The organism is Nocardia sp. NPDC049935, assembly GCF_055586645.1.
Map to the genome: position 1 here is coordinate 102,304 of NZ_JBVJHV010000003.1, position 17,369 is coordinate 119,672.

The window sequence follows — 17,369 nt, forward strand, 5'->3', positions numbered from 1 at the left end:
CGAGCGGCGAACTTCGTCGAATTACTACGCAACAATGTATCTATCGTTGATACGTAAAGTCAACGGTGAACCCATCATTGATGCAATGTTACATTCACGCTATCGTAATGGTCGATCGGCCATCCCGCGGTCCGTTCCCGACCGCGGACCACTCGCCGAATGGAGCCCGATATGCCCGTCACCGCCGACGATCACCGAGCCCGCCGCACCGGAGAACGGCCGCTCGGCCGGGTCCGGGCCGCCGCCCCCGGAACCGGCCCGGCCGGTGACGCGAGCCGCGGCCCGGCGGCGCAGGGCCCCGAGTGGCGATCCCAGGTCTTCCGGGCCTGCACCCGCATGCTCGCCGAGTACTCCGCCGATACGCCTCCCGGGTCCGGCGAATCGCCCGAACTCGCCGGCCTGCACGAATCCGCGACCGGCTGGATGCGCAACGGCGGCACGGCCGATGCGTTCCACCGCATCGTGCGATCCGCGGTCGACGAATCCTTCACACGGCTCCTCGCCGCGGCCCGGCCCGGATCCGCCGAACAGCTGCTGCCCGCGGTCCACCGTTTCGTCCATGCCCACGAGGAGATGTCCCGCGCGGTATCGGAGGGACTGATGCTGCCGCTGGGTACCGATACCTGCGGTCCGGTACCCACGCTGGGGTCCCTCGCCGCGGCGGCGGCCGAGGGCCGGGTCGAAGCGCTCCCGCCCGGCGCCCGGATCAGCGAGACCTATTCCGTTCTCGCACTGGCCCTGCGGCCGGACGACGACTCCACCACGACCGTGGACGCGACGGGGCCGGGGTCCTGCCACGACGGCCGCCACGGACTCCGGCGGATGCGGCAGGCACTGGCCCGCGATCACGACCCGTCCGTCCTGGTCGCGCTCGGCGCTCACGGCGGCACGATCCTCGTACCGGCCGAGGGCCGGACCGACCCCGGCGAGCTGGTCGCCGAGCTCACCGCGGCGGCGGGTATGCCGATCATCGCGATCATCGCGCCGGCGGAGCGCACGCGGATCGCGGCGGTCGCCGAAACCGCGCACGAACTCCTCGATCTCGCGCAGCGGCTGCAGTACCGCGCCGGGCTCTACCGGTTCCGGGACCTCGCCCTCGAATACCAGCTGACCCGGCCGGGCCCCGCGCGAACCCGGTTGTCGGCCCGGGTGGCGCCGCTCTACGACCATCCGGAACTGCTCGACACGCTCCTGCTCTACATCCGCAATCGCCTCCGCCGGCAGGCCACCGCCCATATCCTCGCGCTGCATCGCAATACGGTCGATTACCGGTTGCGGCGGATCCAGGAGCTCACCGGATTCGATCCGGTTCAGCAGACCGGCCTCTGGTATCTGCAATCGGGTCTCATCGCCCACGGCTACGAATCCGGCGGCGCCGGATCGATCGGAAACTGATCCGCCCGTACCGGATCGGAGAGACTTCGCGGGAACAGGTGATCAGCGATGCCGAGGAACGACCATTCGCACGCGACCGCGTCGCCGGCCGGCCCGCCGCCTCGCGGGCCCGCCGAAACCCTGCTCGCGGGACGTGGCGCGGCGGTGATCGCCCACGAGACCGGAGTGCCCATCGCGGAGTCCTACCGCGTGTTCGCGGTCGCTGTCCGCGGTCCGGCCGGCGGCACCCGCGGCCCGGCCGGACCGGCGCTGCCGAAACTTCCCCCGGACCTGCCCGCACTGCTCTCCCCGCGGGCCCTGGCGGCCGCCACCGCGGACGGTGTCACCATCCTGGTTCCCGCGCAGGCGCTTCCGGCGGACACCGCGCACCGGGTGATCGGGCGTCTGTGCCGCGACGAGAACGCGCCGATCATCGCCGTCCTCTCCGAAGCGGTGCCCGAGCGGATTCCGGAGACGGCCCGGCAGGCCTGGGAAGTCGTGGATCTGATCCGGCAGTTGCAGCTGCCCGCCGGACTGTACGGTTTCGACGATCTGGCTCTCGAGTATCAGTTGACCCGTCCCGGGCCCGGTCGTGACCAGCTCGCCTCGCTACTGGATCCGCTCGACGACCATCCGGACCTGATCCACATGCTGCGCGTTCATATCGCCAACAATCTCAACCGTCAGCGCACCGCCCGCGCGCTGCATATCCACCCGAATACGGTGGATTACCGGCTGAAGCGGATCGGCGAACTGACCGGATTGGACGCCGGCGAGGCGCCGGGGCTCTGGTATCTGCGCTCGGCGCTGGTGGTCCGGGGCTATACGGGCGACGCCGGCGCCTACCCCCCGCTGTAGGTCTGTTCCCAGGCGAGCACCGATATCACATAGGCCATCGAGTTGTTGTAGCGCAGGATCGCCCGCTCGCGCTGTTCCCGGCGGGTGAGATCGGAGCCGCCGTCACACAGATAGCGGCCCGCGGCGACGGTGGCGTCGAAGATGTTCTGCGGGTCGGTCACACCGTCACCGTTTCCGTCCGAGGCGTAGTACTGCCAGGTCTCCGGAATGAACTGCATCGGGCCCACGGCCCGATCGTGGGTGGGCGAACCGTCGAGAGCGCCTCCGTCGGTATCGGTGACGACCTCGTTACCGTCCAGGCTCCCGTCCAGCACGGGTCCGTAGATCGGCTGGACGGGATTGCCCGCCGGATCGGCGAGCGCGCCGAACGCGTGCCCCGACTCGATCCGCCCGATCCCCGCCAGCAGCGTCCACGGCAATCCGCAGGCGGGGTTCTCCGCGGCCACGATCCCGGCGGCGTTCTGATAGGCGGCCACCGCGACCGCCGGAATATCCTGTGTCCCCACGGCTACCGCGACCGCCGGCGGCAGGGGCGGCGGCGGGGGCGGCGCCTGCTTGGCCGCTTTCAGCAGGACGAACGGCGCCGGGGGCGCGGCCGCGACCGGATCGGGGGCGGTATCGGGCGGCGCGGGCTCCGGGGCCACGTCGGGCAACAGCCGGACCGGATCGTGTCGCTCCGGCGGTCCCGGCGCCCCCGGCGACTCCGCGATCGCGAACACCCCCGTCGGCAGCAGGCCGGTCAGCGCCACCACCGGAATCCGGGGAATCCTCCTCCGCGACCGCCGCCGATGCCGGCCGCCCATCAGCCGAACCCCCGCACCGATTCACCGATCACGACCGCGTCCGGGCCGGTCAGTGTCCGCAGGAAGGCCTCCTGCGCCCGACGGCCACGGTCCGCGGCGCGGTCCATCCCGCCCGGCAACCGGATCAGCGCCGACCGCGCGAGATTCAGCGGTAATCGCAGTACCGGGTACCACGGCGGCACCGCGGACGGCAGCCCCAGCTTCCGCATCGCCTTCGGACCCAGCATGGCGGCCGAGATCGACAGATGCCGGGCCCGCGCGATCCGCCCCCGTACCACCGGGAAATTGCGGAAATGCCAGTTCAGCGGATCATCGGCCATGGGGACCGCCAGCCGGCGCGAGGTGTCGTCGGGCGCGGTGATGGCGGCCAGCGTGTGGTACAGCACCCGGACGGCGTCGGCGAAATCGGCCGGCAGGAAGGTGTTCTGCACCCCGATCAGCCAGCCGACGTAGCGGACCAGATGGGCGGCGGCCTCCAGATCGCGGCGCGGGGGCACGATTCCCATCGGCACCGCCCCGACCAGGGGCGCGATGAGGGCCCCCACCAGGGTGGCCGCCATATCGGTCTGATTGATGGGCAGACCCCAGTCCTGCGCGCGCCAATCGGGCATCGCCGCGACCTCACGGCGAACCAGCGCGTGGATGAACCGGACCTGGATCGTGGACCGGTACCCCGGGCCGCCCCGCTGCAATCCGTTCTCGGCGGTGACATCCAAGGCCCACTGCGCCGTTTCGGCGAACCGCTTGGCCGGTCCCTTCTCCAGCGCTCCGGTGCGCAGCAGTGTCCGATTGAATCCGGAGGCCAGATAGCCGCCGAGAAACGATACGTCCCGCGCCACGTACACCCCGTCGACGCCGCCCAGCCGGTACACCCGCGCGCCACGGCGCAACCGGTCCGGATCCAGCCACCGTGGCGGCGACTCCACGTGGACGAAGAACTCCCGCAACGGCTGCGGCGCGCCCCGCATCTCGGCGATGCCCTCGCGGAGCGCGCGGTCGAACAGCGGCCGGGTGGCCTCCGGCCCGTCGCGGTATATCCAGTCGACCACGGCGTCCATCGGGGGATCACCGGCCGTCAGGGCCGTACCGAGCTCCTGCCATTGCGCCGGGGTCGGCCCGGCGACACCGAGCGCACCGGCGAGCGCGCCGAGCACCGGGATCTTGCGGGGCGATGCGGGATGCCGGGCGGGGACGGTGACTGACATATGCGTTCCTTCGGAAAGTGTTGCGGAACAGGTTCTTTCGGAATCAGCGGCCACGGTTCAGCGCATCCCGGATCAACGGCCACGACCGATGCAGGTCCTGTTCCCAGTAGCCCCAGGAGTGCGTGCCGTTGGGGCGCAGCTCGAAAACGGCGGGTATTCCCAATTCCGTCAGTCGCGCACGCAGGGCGAGTGCGCACTGATTGGTGACCGCTTCGAGCAGACCGCCCACCACCGACTGGTCCACGAGTTTGCCGAGATCGCCTCCGATGCCCGGGCCCTGCAGGGTCTCCAGCGGTCCCGGTATCCCGTTGCCGGTGGAGACGAACACGGTGACGCCGCGCAACTCCTCGGCACGGAGGTAGGGATCGTTGGCGGTCCAGGCCGGGCTCGGCCACGGTCCCCACATATTCGTCGCGTCCCCGCCCCAGCGCCCCACCACCGCCCGCACCATCACCCGGCCCAGCGGATCCGAGGTGCGGATACAGCCGCTGTAGGAACCGATCGCCGCATAACGCCGGGGCGCCGCCAGGGCCAGCTGGAAAACCGACGTCGCCGCCATGGATATGCCGATGACCGCGTTCGCGCCCGTACCGTTGAACGCGTCGTCGATCAGCGGCGGCAGTTCACCGGTCAGGAAGGTGGTCCACTGCTGGCGGCCGAGTACCGGATCGTCGGTCTGCCAATCGGTGAAATAACTGCCCGAACCGCCCAGCGGTATCACGACGTTGACCTGCTGGTCGGCGAAGAAGTTCCGGATATCGGTCTTCTGGTGCCAACTGCTGGCGCCGTGCCCGCCGGCCGCCCCGTTGAGCAGATAGAGGGCGGGCGCGGGGGCGGAGGTGTCGTGGGCGCGGATGACCTTGACCCCGAGAACGGAGTCCATCGCCGCCGAATACACCCGCAGGTCGAGCAGACCGTCGGCGTCGGGCTCGATACTCGTGATGTGAGCCGGTTCGGTTTCCGGTCCGGGGTCGTCCGGTGCGGCCGCGCCGGGTGCGCCGCCGGTCACCAGCACCACGGCGGTGAGAAGGACCGCCGAGGCGAATCGGCGCGCGCGGAGGCGGCGGATGGGATGCGCCGGGTGCGGCGTGTACCGGGTCATATGTCACTCCTTCGGGACGAATGCGCGGTATCGCGAAGTCACGGGGCGCCCATATCGAGCGCCAGAGTCCTTATCCGCGGCCAGATTTCGGACCAGGGCCGCAGCGGTCCGGAGAGATGCGCCACGGTCACGTACCGGCTGATGCCGGGAAAACCGCGTGGATCGTCGGCGGCGGAGACGGTGGCCGCCGTCCGGAAATGGGCCGCCAGCGCGTCGCGGCCGCGCCCGGCGCCGACATAGAGCACGTCGGCGGTGCCCTCGGGCGGGCTCCCGAAGTAGGCGTATCCGCGATTGGGGCTGTAGACGGGCGGCAGTTGCGCGCCGGCGAAATACTCCAGCGCCGCGGCCTGCCAGTAGGTATCGGCGACGATCACCGTCCGCTCACGCACCTGCGCGGGAAGCCCGTCATAGGACCGGGTGACGGCCGAGACCAGGTCCGGCCAGCCGCCCGTCCCGTACATCCGCAACCGCGCGGAGACCTGCGCGGCCGAATCACTGGGCCGGTCCGGCACTATCGCCGGCAGCGGCAGCACGGCCACCACCACCACGGCGATCACCGCGGACAGGGCGCCGAGCACCGCACCGGCCCACCGGCCCGCCGCCCCGGCCCACGCGGTGAGTGCGACCGCGCCGGCTGCGAACAGCGCCGGGAGCAGCCCGGCGGTGTAGTAGGGCCGAGTAGCGGTGAGGAAGACGAACAGCAGCGTCACCGCGGCCGCCACCGCGACGAACCGGTACGGCCGCAATGCCCGGCACCACCGGAAACCGCAGATCGCCCCGATGACGAGAACGGTGCCGAGCACACCGGACTGCAGCGCCTGCTGCCCGAGCAGCTCCACGCGGTCACCGGCCGCCGCCGTCTGCTCCGCCGCGATGACCTCGCCCATCGCCCACTGCGGCCAGCCGTGCCGGGCCTGCCAGACAAGTCCGGGCACCGTGGTCACCGCCGCCGCCAGTCCCGCCGCCCAGAACATCCGGTGGCGCAGCAGCTCCCGCGGCCCGGCCAGCGCGATTCCGGCGACGAGGCCGGCCAGGACCACGAGCGCGAGCCATTTGATCTGCAGATCGAGCGCCGCGACAGCCACCGCCGCCGGGATCAGCCGGTCGTCGCGCAGCCGCGCCCACCGGACGCACAGCCACAGCACCACGGCCGAACAGAGGCTTTCCAGCGCGAAGGTCGACAACGACGCGGACTGTGACACGGCGAACGGAGAGGTCGCGTAGGCGAGCGCCGCGATCAACTGCGCATAGGTGGCGCCGCCGAACTCGCGCGCCAGCGCGGCGGTGACCACCACCGCCGCGACGGCCGCCAGCACCGCCGGGGTCCGCAGGACCACCAGTGACCCCGGCGCGACCAGTTCGGCGATACGGGCGAGCACAGCGACGACCGGCCCCTGGTCGGCGTATCCGGCGGCGAGGTGGCGTCCGGCGGCGAGGAAATACAGTTCGTCACCGAACGGGGCATAGCGGTCCGCGCGCAGCAAGAACAGCAGACCGACCAGACCCGCCAGCACGGTCACCGGAACCAGTGCGAACGGCGGCGCCTCGGCATCCCGCCGGGCGGGTATCCGCGGGAGCGCGGACGGCGATACGAGCCGCGCCGGGAACATCACCGCCTCCTCGGCAGCGCGCCGACCGCGACCAGTAACACAGCGGCCGCCGCGACGATCGTCCACAGGGTGTGCTCGCAGGCGAGGAGGTACGCGGAAGCGGTGGCCGCGGTTTCCGGCCCGCCACCCCCCGCGACTCCGCTGTGCAGCCGGGTGAGCAGAACCAGCGGACCCAGCGCACTACCCAGTTGCTGCAGCGTCGGGACCAGGCCCGATGCCGTACCCGTCTCGGCCGCGTCGACTCCGGACATCATCAACGCGGGCAGCGGCGCGGCGAAACAGCCGAGACCGAACCCGGCCACGGCCAGGGGAAGTACCAGGACCGCTGTCTCGATCCGGCCGGAGCCGGGGTCGATGAGCAGCGCGGCCGAGGCCAGCGCCGCGCCGAAGACCAGGATCGCGGCGGCGAGCGCGCGGCTGCCGCCCCGTGCGTACAGCGCGGGTGCGGCGAGCGCGCCGAGAACCGCGCCGGCGGCGCCGGGCAGCAGCAGCATGCCGGCCTGCCGGGCGGTGTATCCAAGGCCGAGTTGCACTGTCGTGGAGACCGTGACCGGCAGGGCCGCGAAAATCGCCGAGAAACCCACCACCGCCACCGCGCCGGCAGCGAATTCGCGCCGGCCGAGCAGACCGGCGGGCAGCACCGGCCCGTGATCGGTATACCGGCCGCGATACAGAACCGCCGCGAACAGCACCGCCGCACCGGCCACCGCGGCCACCGGGACCGCGATCCCGCCCGACCGGGGAATCACCGGCGAGAGCAGCAGTGCCACGGCCCCGATACACAGCGCGGTCCCGGTCGTATCGAATCCGGCCGGCCCGCCGGGCCGGTCCCGGGGCAGGAACCGGGCGATCACCCCGACCGCGACCAGTCCGGCCGCGGCCTCCAGGAGGAACACCGACCGCCACCCCGCTCCGATCAGATCCGCGTCGGCCAGTACCCCGCCCGCCACCGGGCCCGCGACGGCGGCGGCCGCGGCGGTCGCGCTGTGCAGGGCGAACGCGGTCACCCGGCGCCGGGGCCCGAAGGAGACGGTGATGATGGCCAGCGTCTGGGCCGCCACCAGCGCGCCGCACAGACCCTGCAGGCAGCGCGCGGTGATCAGTTCCGGGCCGGAGCCGGCGGTCGCGCATCCCGCCGCGCAGACCGCGAACCCCACCATGCCGATCAGGTACATCCGGCGTCGGCCGAACCGGTCGCCGAGCCGGGCGCCCACGATGAGCGTGCAGCCGAACGCGATGCTGTAACCGGAGACCACCAGCGCCTGATGCAGAACCGGCAACCGCAGATCGGCGGCGATACCCGGCAGCGCGACCGCCAGCATCGTCAGATCCAGTACCTGGACGACGACCGCGAACAGACAGGCGGCCAGCGGGCCCCGGATCAGCGGCGGCGGACTCGTTCCGGCGGCGCCGCCCGGGGCGGACGCCACCGTCACGGCACGGTTTCCACGAGGGCGTAATCGCCGGTGGCGCAGACGGTGTCCACGACCCGCCGGACCACCGCCAGATACCGTTCGACCGACTCCCGCGCCCGGGCGGTATCGGGGAACAGGACCGTGATCCGGGTTTCGTCCGAGAACCGGTTCACCCAGATGTAGACCTCGCGCGGACTGAGCGGGTTCGCATAGATTCCGCCGTTCACCGCCGTGAACATCGCGGCACCCGAGATCTTGCGGATATCGAGATAGGAGAGCATCGGCGTGGAGCATCCGGGCGCGGCGGAGATCTCCGGATCCCCGTCCGTCAGCTCCAGCACCCGGTGCAGCGAGATATCGGACAGCTGCCGGGCCGAGTCCATGGCCCGCTGCGCGGCGCCCACCAGGGTGGCGAAACCGTCCGCCGCACCCACCGGGAACGCCACCGGGACCAGGTTGGTGTACCACCCGACCGAGGCCGCCTCACCGATCGTGTGGCGGGTGTTGACCGGCGTCAGTCCGAGGTAGCGCGGCCGGCCGGCCAGTTCCTTCTCCACACACGCCGCCACCGCGAACAGGCCCGCGAGGAATCTGCCGCCCTGTTTCGTGCACAGTTCGTCGAATTCGACCGCGCGGGCTTCCGGGAACAGCGTCGCGGTCACCTGCGCACCCCGGGTGTAGCCGCCGGGCCCGATTCCGGTTTCCAGGGGGAAGGACGGGATTTCACCGCCGTGCCGGTAGAGGATATTGCGCCACTTCCGCACGCCGGGCGAATTCACCCCGAGCGCTTCGTTCACCCGGCGGTCGCGGGCGCAGTAGGCGATATGCCCGGAGACCTCCGGCAGCGCCGGCGAATGGTCGCCGCACTCCGCGGAGTAGATGGTCAGCAGGTCGACGAAGGTGAGCGCCTGGGCCACACCGTCGGTGTGCAGATGATCGATGGCCGCGTACACGGTGAACGAGTCCGCGCGCTCGATGATGCCGAAGGTGAAGCAGTCCCACCGGGAGGGATCCGGGGTCTCGCGCTGCACATGTGCCCGCACGGCGGCGGCGGTGGCGACCTCGCCGTGCCCCACCGGCCGGAACTCGATGGCCCGGGGGTCGACCACGTGCCGGGTGAAGGATCCGTCGGCGCCGCGAACGAAATGACCGGCGAACGTATCGTGACGCCGCAGGAAGGTGTTCACGGTCCTGGTCATGGCGCGATGGTCGGGCGAACCCGGCAGATCGAAGGCGATCATGCACAACCGAGAGGCCCGGAATTCCCGGTTCTCCTCGCCGTGCGCGGCCCGGAGGTACACCTGCTGCTGGTAGGAGGGCGCCGTGGGATGCGCCGGCGCGCGCCGGACGGCCTCGCGTGCCGCCGGGGTCGCGGTCCATGTGGTGAGGACGCCTCCCGCCGGATCCCATTCTTCGAAGAAGCCGTAATTGACCACCGATTGCCTCGATTCGTGCCGACTGGGACCGGCCCGCCGCGCGTGCCGGCCGGTCCGGGAATCGACGGCCGAGACCGGCCGCCGCATCGGCGTTCCTACGCCGGAGCCGCCGGAAAGACCTTGTTCCGCGGCGAACTCGCCTCCGAGTGAACAATACGAATCGGGACGCCGACCACAGCTGCCGTCGATTCTGTGAGCAACTCCAGCAGATCTCGATCGGGTAACTGGTCGGATATCCAAAAGGGTTCGGATCAGCGTTATTTCGCGCTCGACCGCTGAGGCACGATCACAACCCGGAACCCTGCTGTGACACTGAACAAACATCCGTTACTTTGTAATTCCGGGATTTTCCGAGCGATACGCTCCCCTCGTGTTCAGCAGCATCGGATGGGGCGAGATCCTGGTACTTCTCGTCGCGGCGCTCGTAATCCTCGGCCCGGAACGCCTTCCCGGCGCCGCGCAATGGACGGCCCGGGCACTGCGGCAGGCGCGTGACTACGCGACCGGCGCGACAGCGGACCTGAAACAGGATTTCGGCCCGGAGTTCGACGAGCTCCGGGCTCCGCTCGCCGAGTTGCGCGCCCCACTGGCCGAACTCCGGCGCCTGCGCGCCCTCAATCCACAGACTCTGCTCACGCGCCACCTGCTCGGCGACGAACCGCTGGTCCCCGAGGACGTCCGGACACTGCTGAGCACCGGCATCACCAGCGCCGAGAAGATCGATCCCGGGAATTTCGGCCTCGTGACCGCACCCCCGGAACCGGTCGCGGTGGATCTGACCAAGCGTCCGGCGCCATCCGCGACGGCGGCGGCCGGCGAACCGGCCGTCCGGGCCGATCCGGGGATCGACGTCAACTCGGGCGAACCGGCCTCCTGACCTGTATCGCACCGGCCCGGTTCGACCTTGTCACAACGAGATCGGAGCATTCCGGATGAGCGGACCGACATCGGATACACCCCCCGGCGCCACCGGCCCGCGACGGGCGCCGCACCGGGCAGCAGGCGAAGAGCTCGCCAGATCCCTGCTGTCACCCCCGCGCGCCGCGGCCGCCGCCCGTATCGCGGGCTATGCCTATACCGACCGGTACGGCGTGATCGCGCTGGCCGTCTGCCGCCCGAAAGCCGGGCACCGGCAGTCCGGTTCACCCGGCGCCGAGATCGCACTCGAGCGGATCCGCGCCGAACTGCTGCTCGACGGTCCCGACCCGCTCCCCGCACAACTCGGGCCGGATCGCAACACCGTCCTCGTGCCCGGGATGGGCCGGCATGCGCGGTGCGCGGAGGAATTGCTGATCCAGCTCTCCGACGCCGCCGACGCCGCCCTGCTGGCGACCGTGATACCGGCCGAGACCGAGAAGATCCCGGCCGCGGCGGAATTGGCGCACGAGCTCTTGGAAGTGGCCGTCCGCCTGGACCGGCCACCGGGAATGTACCGGTGGGAAGATCTCGCGCTGGAATATCACATCACCCGGCCCGGCCCGGCCTTCGATCGGCTCGGCTCGCTGCTGGAGCCCCTGGCGCCGCATCCGCATCTACTGGACACCCTGGAGCACCATCTCGACACGGGATTCCAGCCGCGACGCACCGCGCACCGTTTGGGTCTGCACGTCAATACGGTGCGTCATCGCCTCGAACGGACCCATCAGTTGATCGGGCTCGATCCGGTGCGGCCCCAGGACAGCTGGGTGTTGCGGTCGGCTCTCATCGCCCGCAGATTTCGCCTGGGCGGCACGACCGATACGCAGAGCCGAGACCGGGACAACCGGGAGAATCCGAAATTCTCACCGCAATGCACCCAACTCTGATACATTGTTACATCAACGCTAGCGGAGATACCCGCAGGCCGTTCGGCCTCAGTACACCGGAGCAGATGTGATCATGACTATCGCAACCCCCCACCTGGTGAATGCGTCATTCGCGCCATCCGTGCCCGACAGCTCGCGACCACACCCGGAGACACCCACCGCACCCGATCGCCCGGCGTCCCTGCCGGATCGGCAGGCGCCGAGTGCCGGGTGCGCCGGGCATCCGGTACACGGCCCGGTGATCGCGCTACTGCTCCACCTGCTCGAACCGGCGCTGGGTTCCGGCGAGAAATCCGATGCGCTGATCGCCGATCTGCACCGTGCGGTCGACATCGCGTTCGCCCGCCGGGAAACGGCCGATACCGTCGCCGAGGCCGTCCGCACCGCCGTCGCCGTGACCGTCGAGGAACTGAGATCCGCCGGGCTGGCGCCGAGCCGGCTCGCGGCCTACGGCCGGCGGATCGGCCGGGCCCGCGACTTCATCCTCACCACGGCGGCCACCGCCCACCACATCGCCGCGCGCCGCGTACCGGCGAACACCGCCGCCGCGACCGGCGCGCACGGCGAGACCTCCGGGCCCGCACCGACGCCCACCGAGGTCTACGCGGTGGTGGCGCTGGAGTTCACCCCCGACACCGGAGCCGTCGCCGAGGCCGCGCCGATCCGGCGGATATCCGCCGACCGCCTCGAAGCCTGCCTCGCCGACGAGCCCGAGACGCGCGCGCTGACACCGATCACCCGCCACGGCGGCACGGTGGCGCTGCGACTGGGCGACGATACCGACACCCGGATCGCCCGGATCATGGCGCGGCTGCGTCATCTCCTCCACGCCGACGTCACCGCCGCGGTGCTGCACTGCCCGCGCGCACAGGTCCACGACGCGGTGAACGAAGCACACGAATTGCTGGATGTGGTCCGGCGGCTGGGATATCCGCACGATATCTACCGGTTCGAGCGGCTCGCGCTCGAATACCAGGTGACCCGGCCCGGTCCGGCCCGTACGAGCCTCGCCCGGATCGCCGCGTCGCTGGACGGTCATCCCGATCTGATCGACGCACTGCTGCTGTACATCCGGTGCGGCGGCAGCCGCAAGAGCACGGCCCGGCAACTGCACGTCCACCCGAACACCGTGGACTATCGGTTCCGGCGTATCCACCAGGTCACCGGCTACGACCCCGCGACCGTGGCCGGACTGTCGAAACTCCAGGCGGCCCTGGTCGTCGGCGCCTACGCCGGCGACGGCTACCCCGGTCCGGCGGTTCCGGTCCCGGCGGCGGAATTGCTCGCGCGTTCCCGCTCGGCCCCCGTGAAGAGGGCGGTCTGAGGGCCCGCAGGATCACCGAGGAGACATGATGCAGATCATCGGCGGCCTCTCGAGATCCACCCGGACGACCGCGGCGCGGGCAGGCGACACACCGGCCCGGCCGGCGGACCCCGGCAGGATGCGTGGGCGATACCCCTATTTCGTGACACGGGAGCGAATCCGGACCTTCGCCCGCCTCACCCACAACGACCATCCGATCCACCGGCACGAGAGTGCGGCCCGGGACCTCGGTTATCCGGCGCTCGTCGCGCCGCCGACCTTCGCCACGCTCGCCATGATGCGCACCCAGGACGATGCCCTCCGGATTCTGGCGCCGGGGTTACAGCGCACCGCACTGCTGCACACCCGGCAGTCGCTGCATATCCGGAGACTCCTGGTCGCCGGGGACGTCGTCACCACCGATGTCCGGATCCATTCACTGCGGACCACCTCCGAATACGCCGTGGTGGAAGCGGATCTGGTACTCACCGATCAGCACGGCGAGATCGTGCAGTCCGGGTCCGGCGCCCTGCACCTCTCCGTATCCACGGCCGCCGCGGCACTCGCCACCGCGCGGTTGTCGCACTGCCGGGAAACCGCTCCGCCCGGGGCTCGGTCGCCGGGGGCCGCGGAAACCGCCGTCGCCCTGCGACGCAACGGCCGGTCGCCCGGATTGGCACTGCCACCACGGACCTTTCACCTCGCGACCGCCGAGACCGCTGGGCGGCGCCGCGATCCGCGCGACGAGCCCTGGGCGACGAGCACGGGGACCGGGCCACCTACCGGCATGATGCGGCTCGCGCTGGCCGCCGGATATCTCTCGTCCTGTATCGGCGACCCCGGAGCGGTATCCCGCTACGACGCCGAGTTCACGCATTTCGTGGGAAGGACCACCCGTATGGTGCATCCGGTGGATATGTCGGGCCGGGTGATATCGGTCGATCCGGCCGGCGCCGCGCTGGTCGAGATCGACGGCCGCTGCCTGGACCGCGAACTGTTCATCGCCGCGCACGCGGTGCTGCGACCACCCGCGTGGTGACCGCCGTCCGGACGGCCGGTCAGCGGCTGTAGGACTCACCCCGGGCCGGTGCATCCGGCGACGAACCGGCCCCGGCGGTCGCGCCGTACCGGACCAGGGGCACCACCGCCATGCGCACGAACGCCGCGGCCTGGTCCCCGTCCCGGAAATCGACGCCACCCAGCGGTGTGAGCAATAACGAATGCGCCAGGCGGGCCAATAATTCGGCCACCGGCCGGGGATCGTATTCGTCGATCGCGCCCGCCGCCTGCGCACGCTCCAGCATGGTGACGATATAGCCGATCGCCGAACTCACCATTTCCTCACCGCGCACGGTGTAGAACTCGATCGCTTCCTCGGGCGAGACCTCGATGAGCTGGGTGAGCAGCGGATGGGTCCGAGCCTGCTCCAACACATATAACGCGGTGCGCTCGATCTGATCGTCGACATCGGTGCCGCCGGCGGCGATCCGCCCGATTTCGGCGAGCATGCGCTCGATTTCACGCATGATCACCGCTTCGATGAGATTGTCCTTACCGGCGAACCGCCGGTAGATGGTGACCCGGTTGAGGCCGGATCTGCGGGCGATATCGTCGAGGCTCGCCCGCCGGATGCCGACCTGCAGCAACCGCACCAGCGCAGCATCCATGATCTTCTCGTCGACCGCGTCGCCCTGCCTCACCATCATTTCAATCTACCAACCGGGCAGTACCAATTGCCGATACAATCTCCCGCCCTCCGGTACACCGTTGCGTAGTCGATACGAACCCTTCGGAAGTTCGCGCGACCGATCCCGGTCCGATTTGTGTTCTGCCACAAGAGGCCCGGCGAGGCCGGCCGGTGACCGGATTCGTACACACGGTGGACCGCTACCGGAATGACCGGAACCGGGAGACAGCGCAATAGCGTTCACCCACCGGTGGACCGGTGTTACTTTACAAACACATTGACTCCATGTAACCGCATTCGTATGTTCGTTGCATATGCCGGACAGGGGTTGGTGGCATTCAGCGGGAAGGCAAGACCCGGACACTTCCGGAGGACTCCACCGGGAGTCCCGGGGAGCAGCGCTCGACGTGGCACCGCCCCGACGCACCGGCACGGCACCGTGTTCGGAGGACCTGAACCATGACCCAGCTCGTTCCCACCCGCCATCCCGGCACTCCCCGTCCTGTCCCGGGCCTGCGCCCGTTCGCGCTGTTGCTCGGTATCCGCAAACCGGATGCCGCCCGATGGCGGCGCCTGGGCGAATCGCTACTCGTCGCCGACCCCGCGATGGACGATCTCGCGGCCTGGATCTGCGATACCGGCACCGCCACCACACGACCGCTGTTCGAACAGGCGATCGCCGAGGGGATCTCGTCGATACCGAATCCCCCCGCACCCCTGGCGGCGTTCTTCGCCCAGGTCGAGACGCCACCCGCCTGGCTCGACGAGGATCTGCTCCGGCGCGGCGCACAGCTCTATCGCATGGGCGGGGCGGACGGGCTGTACCTGGCGCGCGACGTCTCCTTTCTCGGCGGTTACCTCGCTTCCGGCTTCAACCGGACCCTGCTGCGCACGGGAGCGCTGGAAAAGGGTCCCGCCGCCCGCTTCGCCGAAACCCTGAGCTGGGCCATGGATGTCTCCGGCGACGACGCGATGACACGGTTCGGCGCGGGCTACCGGTCGACGCTGCGGGTCCGGCTCATCCACGCGATGGTCCGCAGGCATCTGCTCGCCACACCCGATTGGCGCACCGCGGAGTGGGGCCTGCCGATCAACCAGACCGATATGGCCGCGACCCTGGTCGGCGCGCTCCTGGCCCCGTTCGTGGGCGGAATGGCGATGGGGATGCTGCCGGGACCCCGCGATCTGCACGCGGCCGCGCACCTGACCCGCTACGTCGGATGGCTCATCGGCGTCGAGGAACAGTGGCTGCCCACCGGATTCCGCGACGGGGTCCGGATCCTGTACCACACCCTCACCGCCATCATGAACCCCGACGAGACGAGCCGCCGGCTCGCGGTTCCGATGGATCGTGACCCGCTCACCTGGTCGTATCCGAATCTCGCGGGTCTGCGAGGGCGGTTCGCCCGCGCCCAGCACCTCTCTTTGGCCACGGCCTTCCTCGGCCCCGGCTCGCTCCGCAGACTGGGTCTGTGGCCGTATATGCCGCCCTGGTACCCGCTGGTCCGGCTCCCGGTCAACCTGGCGCGCAGCGCGACCGCCCGGTTCGGCCGGCACGGGCGCGCGCGGGCGGCCGCCCGGGGCCGCCGCCAGCAGCAGCGATTCCTCGACCTCCTCACCGGGTCCACAGCGACGGGCCCGGAGGCGGAAATTGTGAATTTCCCGAAATTGCCGGCCTAGTTTCTTTTCGCCCGGACAATGCGAAAGGTATGCCGTGCGAATATTCCGGAGAACTGTCCGGCCCTTTGCCGGTAATCACCTCGTATCTCGATTGTGGAGCGGCCCAGGAGTATCGGAATGGATTGTGTCGATAGGCCGGGAATCGACATGAGGAGTTACGGCCGTCATACACTGCGGATACCGATCGGTAATTGAGCTCTCGAAATTTGTTGGTACGACAGCAAGGATTTCTGATGCCGATAACCTCCCGCAGGCTCGCGACGTTCGCCATCGCGGTGGCGGCCGCCGGATTGGTCGCACCGCTGGCGTCGGCCCAACCGGCGGAGCAGACCACCCCGGCCCCCACACCGACCGTCGAGGCGCCGGCCGAACCCGCACCCACCACCGGAAACGAGGAGACGACACCACCGTCGGAGTCGGCGCCGCCCACGGAGGAAGAGGGGGCCCCCGGCACCGAGACGGTACCGCCCGCCGACAGCGGGGAAACCACGCCTCCGGTGGAGGAGGGCACCACCGCACCGGCCCCCGAGGGCGAGACCGGCGCGCCCTCGACCGAACCGGTACCGCCTGCCGAGGGTGAGCAGACCGACCCGCCGGCCTTGGTTCCGGAGGCCCCGGAAACGCTCCAGGGGCAGGTGGCCTGCATGTTCGAGGACGCCTCGGTCGAGGTGCTGCCCAGCCGGGCCGACGCCGACAAGAAGGCGGAGGAGAAGGGCGTCGCGCTCCTCGCCTGCGCGACCCATCCGATCGACGAGCCGCCGGCCGCCGAACCCCCGGCCGACCAGCCGCCCGCCGACCAGCCGCCCGCCGACGAGCCCCCGGCCGACGAGCCCCCGGCCGACCAGCCGCCCGCCGACGAGCCCCCGGCCGACCAGCCGCCCGCCGACGAGCCCCCGGCCGACGAGCCGCCGGCCGAGGAGCCGCCCACCTCGGTGGAACCCACCGAGTAGATCCGGCATGACAGGCGTCGCGAAACCCATTGCGGCGCTCGATGTTCGCGGCCCCTGCCGCCGAGTCCTCCACTCGGTCGGCGGGGGCCGCACCGGCGTGCGCCCGCCCGCCGTGCGCCGGCGCTCTTCCAGGAACGGGCC

The 17,369-nt window shown here is 70.4% G+C and carries 15 protein-coding genes; 8 read left to right on the forward strand and 7 right to left on the reverse strand.

The annotated features are described in order from the left end of the window. The first annotated feature begins 171 nt into the window (after positions 1 to 171). Positions 172 to 1,395: a PucR family transcriptional regulator gene (locus tag ACZ6SF_RS13400; protein WP_466062386.1), complete on the forward strand. Its 1,224-nt coding sequence runs from the start codon at positions 172 to 174 to the stop codon at positions 1,393 to 1,395. 48 nt (positions 1,396 to 1,443) lie between these two features. Next, positions 1,444 to 2,232: a PucR family transcriptional regulator gene (locus tag ACZ6SF_RS13405; protein WP_466062387.1), complete on the forward strand. Its 789-nt coding sequence runs from the start codon at positions 1,444 to 1,446 to the stop codon at positions 2,230 to 2,232. Here ACZ6SF_RS13405 and ACZ6SF_RS13410 read toward each other — a convergent pair. The 6 genes from ACZ6SF_RS13410 to ACZ6SF_RS13435 are packed head-to-tail and all read right to left on the reverse strand — an operon-like array spanning position 2,217 to position 9,890. After that, positions 2,217 to 3,035 carry a lytic transglycosylase domain-containing protein gene (locus ACZ6SF_RS13410; RefSeq protein ID WP_466062388.1) on the reverse strand — a complete coding sequence of 273 codons (819 nt, stop codon included), beginning with the start codon at positions 3,033 to 3,035 and terminating at the stop codon, positions 2,217 to 2,219. The two genes, ACZ6SF_RS13405 and ACZ6SF_RS13410, sit on opposite strands and share 16 nt — an antisense overlap. After that, the gene (locus ACZ6SF_RS13415) at positions 3,035 to 4,240 is read right to left on the reverse strand and encodes an oxygenase MpaB family protein (protein WP_466062389.1); all 1,206 of its coding nucleotides are present in this window, start codon (positions 4,238 to 4,240) and stop codon (positions 3,035 to 3,037) included. Before ACZ6SF_RS13415 ends, ACZ6SF_RS13410 begins: the two co-directional genes overlap by 1 nt. A gap of 43 nt (positions 4,241 to 4,283) precedes the next feature. Next, complete coding sequence (locus tag ACZ6SF_RS13420; RefSeq protein WP_466062390.1) at positions 4,284 to 5,342, reverse strand: alpha/beta hydrolase; 1,059 nt, start codon at positions 5,340 to 5,342, stop codon at positions 4,284 to 4,286. A 38-nt stretch (positions 5,343 to 5,380) separates the two neighbouring features. Beyond that, positions 5,381 to 6,952 carry a glycosyltransferase family 39 protein gene (locus ACZ6SF_RS13425; protein ID WP_466062391.1) on the reverse strand — a complete coding sequence of 524 codons (1,572 nt, stop codon included), beginning with the start codon at positions 6,950 to 6,952 and terminating at the stop codon, positions 5,381 to 5,383. Beyond that, positions 6,952 to 8,388: an MFS transporter gene (locus ACZ6SF_RS13430; RefSeq protein ID WP_466062392.1), complete on the reverse strand. Its 1,437-nt coding sequence runs from the start codon at positions 8,386 to 8,388 to the stop codon at positions 6,952 to 6,954. Before ACZ6SF_RS13430 ends, ACZ6SF_RS13425 begins: the two co-directional genes overlap by 1 nt. Further along, the gene (locus tag ACZ6SF_RS13435; protein ID WP_466062393.1) at positions 8,385 to 9,890 is read right to left on the reverse strand and encodes a condensation domain-containing protein; all 1,506 of its coding nucleotides are present in this window, start codon (positions 9,888 to 9,890) and stop codon (positions 8,385 to 8,387) included. The genes ACZ6SF_RS13430 and ACZ6SF_RS13435 overlap by 4 nt, the downstream gene beginning before the upstream one ends. Before the next feature lie 283 nt (positions 9,891 to 10,173). On the opposite strand from ACZ6SF_RS13435, the gene tatB reads away from it, so the two are divergent. The 4 genes from tatB (at position 10,174) to ACZ6SF_RS13455 (ending at position 13,950) form a co-directional block, all read left to right on the forward strand. After that, on the forward strand, positions 10,174 to 10,680 hold the full coding sequence (gene tatB, locus ACZ6SF_RS13440) for a Sec-independent protein translocase protein TatB (RefSeq protein ID WP_466062394.1): 507 nt from the start codon (positions 10,174 to 10,176) through the stop codon (positions 10,678 to 10,680). A 55-nt stretch (positions 10,681 to 10,735) separates the two neighbouring features. Next, entirely contained in the window at positions 10,736 to 11,608 is an 873-nt protein-coding gene (locus ACZ6SF_RS13445) for a PucR family transcriptional regulator (RefSeq protein ID WP_466062395.1), read from the forward strand. Positions 11,609 to 11,846: 238 nt separating this feature from the next. Then, positions 11,847 to 12,932, forward strand: a complete 1,086-nt coding sequence (locus ACZ6SF_RS13450) for a PucR family transcriptional regulator (protein WP_466062396.1) — start codon at positions 11,847 to 11,849, stop codon at positions 12,930 to 12,932. A gap of 118 nt (positions 12,933 to 13,050) precedes the next feature. Continuing rightward, on the forward strand, positions 13,051 to 13,950 hold the full coding sequence (locus ACZ6SF_RS13455) for an FAS1-like dehydratase domain-containing protein (protein WP_466062397.1): 900 nt from the start codon (positions 13,051 to 13,053) through the stop codon (positions 13,948 to 13,950). Positions 13,951 to 13,969: 19 nt separating this feature from the next. On the opposite strand, the gene ACZ6SF_RS13460 is transcribed toward ACZ6SF_RS13455, so the two are convergent. After that, positions 13,970 to 14,614, reverse strand: coding sequence for a TetR/AcrR family transcriptional regulator (locus ACZ6SF_RS13460; protein ID WP_466062398.1), 645 nt, complete (start codon positions 14,612 to 14,614; stop codon positions 13,970 to 13,972). A 443-nt stretch (positions 14,615 to 15,057) separates the two neighbouring features. Between ACZ6SF_RS13460 and ACZ6SF_RS13465 the strand changes: the two genes are divergently transcribed. Then, positions 15,058 to 16,278, forward strand: coding sequence for an oxygenase MpaB family protein (locus tag ACZ6SF_RS13465; protein ID WP_466062399.1), 1,221 nt, complete (start codon positions 15,058 to 15,060; stop codon positions 16,276 to 16,278). Positions 16,279 to 16,511: 233 nt separating this feature from the next. Continuing rightward, positions 16,512 to 17,228: a hypothetical protein gene (locus ACZ6SF_RS13470; RefSeq protein ID WP_466062400.1), complete on the forward strand. Its 717-nt coding sequence runs from the start codon at positions 16,512 to 16,514 to the stop codon at positions 17,226 to 17,228. The last annotated feature ends 141 nt before the right edge of the window (positions 17,229 to 17,369 follow it).